The organism is Rugosimonospora africana, from assembly GCF_016862975.1.
GTDB classification, from domain to species: domain Bacteria; phylum Actinomycetota; class Actinomycetes; order Mycobacteriales; family Micromonosporaceae; genus Rugosimonospora; species Rugosimonospora africana.
In genome coordinates this window covers 1-692 of sequence record NZ_BONZ01000199.1, presented here as the reverse complement: position 1 = coordinate 692, position 692 = coordinate 1, and the positions used below count along the sequence as shown (strand labels likewise).

Below are 692 nucleotides of genomic sequence, written 5' to 3'. Positions count from 1 at the left end.
GTGTTCAGAAGCGGCCGACCGATCGGCGGAACACCCTCATCGCTCGGCGCGCAGCGATGGCGAGTCACCGCGACACACGTTTCGGTCGGACCATAGAAGTGGTCGAATTCTGCGGCAGGGAAGACTTCGTAGAAGCGGTTCAGCAGTGTCTCGGAAACCGCCTCGCCGCCACTTTGCATCTGCCGGATGCAGCGGCATTTCCTAATGTTCTTGTCCGACAGGAAGGCCGGAAGGATCGATGCCACAAAGTGCAATATGGTCGCAGAGTTATCACTGACCAGGTCAACCAGGTAGGCAGGATCATTCTCGCTACCATGGCGCGCGATCAGCACACGCGCCCCGATGGTTAGCGGGCACAACAGCTGCCAGACCGAAGCGTCGAACCCCAACGAGGACTTCAGCACGAACCTGTCTTCGTTGTTCCACCCGGAGACTTCTGTGCGGGCAAGAAGGTGATTGACCACGTTCTGGTGGGGAACGAGCACACCCTTCGGCTGCCCGGTCGACCCCGAGGTGTAGATGACGTACGCCGCGTTGCCCGGCACCACACCAACGCGCAGATCGGTATCCGAACGGTCCGCCAACGCGGCCGTGAACCCCTCATCGTCGAGCAGTACCCGCCTCAACCCGGCCGGCAACACCCCCACCGTGCCCGCCACCGCCACACCCAACACCGGCGCCGCATCAGCCAA

General features: G+C 62.1%; 1 protein-coding gene. It reads right to left on the bottom strand.

What is annotated here, in order from left to right; genetic code table 11:
• A partial coding sequence (locus tag Raf01_RS49210) for an AMP-binding protein (protein WP_203925087.1) occupies positions 1-692 on the bottom strand: 692 nt, incomplete at both ends.